Annotated in this window: 3 protein-coding genes; all 3 read right to left on the bottom strand. The window is 72.7% G+C overall.

Going from position 1 to position 2,917, the window contains the following annotated elements; translation table 11 throughout:
• Positions 1–62: 62 nt before the first annotated feature.
• On the bottom strand, positions 63–848 hold the full coding sequence (locus AA75_RS32700; RefSeq protein WP_033823971.1) for an ABC transporter permease: 786 nt from the start codon (positions 846–848) through the stop codon (positions 63–65).
• Positions 845–1,774 carry an ABC transporter ATP-binding protein gene (locus AA75_RS32695; protein WP_051813901.1) on the bottom strand — a complete coding sequence of 310 codons (930 nt, stop codon included), beginning with the start codon at positions 1,772–1,774 and terminating at the stop codon, positions 845–847. The genes AA75_RS32700 and AA75_RS32695 overlap by 4 nt, the downstream gene beginning before the upstream one ends.
• A 48-nt stretch (positions 1,775–1,822) precedes the next feature.
• The coding region (locus AA75_RS50055) for a hypothetical protein (protein ID WP_051813900.1) at positions 1,823–2,917 on the bottom strand (1,095 nt) is incomplete at its 5' end.

The raw sequence follows: 2,917 nt of genomic DNA, 5'->3' as shown, positions 1-2,917 counted from the left end.
GCGGGGCCGTCGCCGGGCGGGGGTCCGGCGGGCGGGGTGGCACGGCCGAGCAGGGCCACGGCTCAGGCTCCCTTCTGCGGGACGATCCGCAGGTACACCGCGGTGAGCACGACGTTGACCAGGAACAGCAGCAGGAAGGTGATCACCACGGCCTGGTTGACGGCGTCGCCGACGCCCTTGGGGCCGCCGCGCGGGTTGAGGCCGCGGTAGGCGGCGACCAGGCCGGCGATGAACCCGAAGACCAGTGCCTTGAACTCGCTGATGTACAGGTCCGGGAGCTGGGCGAGGGCGGAGAAGCTGGAGAGGTAGGCGCCCGGGGTGCCGTGCTGGAGCAGCACGTTGAAGAAGTAGCCGCCGAGGGTGCCGACCACCGAGACCAGGCCGTTCAGCAGGACGGCTACGGCGGTGGCGGCCAGCACACGGGGTACCACCAGGCGCTGGACGGGCGAGACGCCCATCACCTCCATCGCGTCCAGTTCCTCGCGGATCTTGCGGGAGCCGAGGTCGGCGCAGATCGCGGAGCCGCCGGCGCCGGCGATCAGCAGTGCCACGATGAGCGGGCTGGCCTGCTGGATGACGGCCAGCACGCTGGCGCCTCCGGTGAAGGACTGGGCGCCGAGCTGCTGGGCGAGCGAGCCGACCTGGAGCGAGATGACCGCGCCGAACGGGATCGAGACCAGGGCGGCGGGCAGGATGGTGACGCTCGCCAGGAACCAGAACTGCTCGATCAGTTCGCGGACCTGGAACGGCCGCCGGAAGGTGTCGCGGACGGTGGTGGCGCCCAGCGCGAACAGCCGGCCGGCGTGGGCCAGCGCCCCGGCGACGGGGTTGCCGCCGACCGCGCTCATGCGGCGCCGCCGGGCTGGAGGCCGTGCTGCCGGGCCCGGCGGCGTTCGACGGCGCGCCGGGCGGGCAGCCCCGGTGAGGGTTCCAGCTGGGCCGGTACCGGGCGTGGCCGGTCGGTCTCCGGGCCTGGCCGGTCGGCGCGCTCCAGGGCGAGCGCGGCCTCGTCCTTCTCCTCGGACATGCCGATCGGTCCGGCGCGCCGGCCGCTGAGGAACTGCCGTACCACCGGGATGCGGCTGGCGAGCAGGTCCTCGCGGGGTCCGAAGGCGACCAGCTCGCGGCGGAACAGCATGCCGATGTTGTCGGGCACGGTGGCGGCGATGTCCAGGTTGTGGGTGACGATCAGCATGGTGGCGTCGATCTGCGCGTTGAGGTCGATCAGCAGCTGGGAGAGGTAGGAGGTGCGGACCGGGTCGAGGCCGGAGTCGGGTTCGTCGCAGAGCACGATCTGCGGGTCCAGGACGAGGGCGCGGGCGAGTCCGGCGCGTTTGCGCATCCCGCCGGAGATCTCGCCGGGCAGTTTGGCCTCGGAGCCGACCAGGCCGACCATCTCCATCCGCTCCATCACGGTGCGGCGGATCTCGCTCTCCTTCTTGCGGGTGTGCTCGCGCAGCGGGAAGGCGATGTTGTCGTAGAGGTTGAGCGAGCCGAACAGGGCGCCGTCCTGGAACATCAGGCCGAACAGCCGGCGGGCCCGGTAGATCTCCCGTTCCGGGCTGTTGACCATGTCGACGCCGTCGACCAGCACCCGGCCCTGCTCCGGTTTGAGCAGGCCGATGACGGACTTCAGGAAGACGGTCTTGCCGGTGCCGGAGGGGCCGAGCATCACGGTCACCTCGCCGGGCGGCAGCGTCAGCGTGACGTCCTGCCAGACGGTCTGCGGTCCGAAGGACTTGGTGAGGCCTTCGACGGTCACTTCGATTCCCATCACACCTCCTGGTGGTTCGGCGGCTCGGTGGCTCGGTTGCTCGGTGGTTCAGCGGCGGTGCGGCAGGTCGGGGAGTTCGATCTCCGGCTCGCAGCCGTTGGGCTGGTCGCTGGTCGGGGTGCAGATCGCGCCCTGGACGAGGTTGAGCGTGTTGCCGCTGCCGGAGACCGCGGCGGTGAAGAGCGCGTCCAGGTCCTCGCCACCGGCCGAGCAGCCGGTGAACGGGGGGATGTCCAGGTCGCGTTGGGTGAGCGGGCCGCCGCCCTGCAGCGTGTAGTCGGGCTTGCCGTCGCCGCCGCCCGGCAGGTAGTCGTCCTGGCGGCCGGTGAGCCGGAGGTCCACGGGCCGGCTGGTGCGGCAGTCGGGGCCGACGTCCAGCGGCGTGCCGTTGATCTTCACGTCGTACAGGCGCAGCGACTGGTAGCCGCCGATGGTGAACTCGGCGGGCTGGTCCCAGTCGGAGTTCCCGGTGGCCACGATGGTGAGCGGGCCCTGCGGGACCAGTTCCATCTTCGCGGTGGTCGGCACGAAGCCGTAGGTGAGGAACGAGGTGTCGGAGGGCGGCAGTTGCAGGTAGCCGAGCGAGTCGGCCTCGAAGTACGGCTGCTGGCCGGGCTCCGGGTCCCAGAGGGTGACGAAGCGGCGGGTCATGTTGAGCGCCGCCAGCGCGGGCCCGTGCCCGGGGTCGTTGACCAGGGCGGCCTGGCCGAGCTTGTGGACGTTGGCGTAGCCGACCGCGAAGGCGCACGCGGGTACGTCCGGGAACGGGTCCATGTCGGGGAACGGGATCACGGTGGCGCCGTCCGGTACCGGCGGCAGCCGGTGGGGGTCGAGCTCCCCGGTGGGCGCGTCCGGGCAGGTGTTGACGCCCGAGTGCCGGGCGGGCTGCACCTTGACGGTGCTCGGGCGCCGGGGCCGCCCGGGCAGCGTGCCGAGCGGCACCTGCGGGGTGCTGCGCCGTCCGGACGCCGTGGCGGCGGGTGTCGGCGCCGCGGCCGTCGGTGTCCCGGCGGCCGGGGAGGGAGCGGGGACGGACGGCGCGGGAACGGACGGAACGGGGACGGACGGAACGGGGATGGACGGCGTGGGCGAGGGGGTGCCCGGGACCTGGACGGTGCCCAGGGGCGCGGCGCCGGCGGCGGG

This window comes from Kitasatospora sp. MBT63, assembly GCF_000710465.2.
GTDB lineage: Bacteria > Actinomycetota > Actinomycetes > Streptomycetales > Streptomycetaceae > Kitasatospora.
This window is presented reverse-complemented; position numbering and strand designations above follow the sequence as displayed.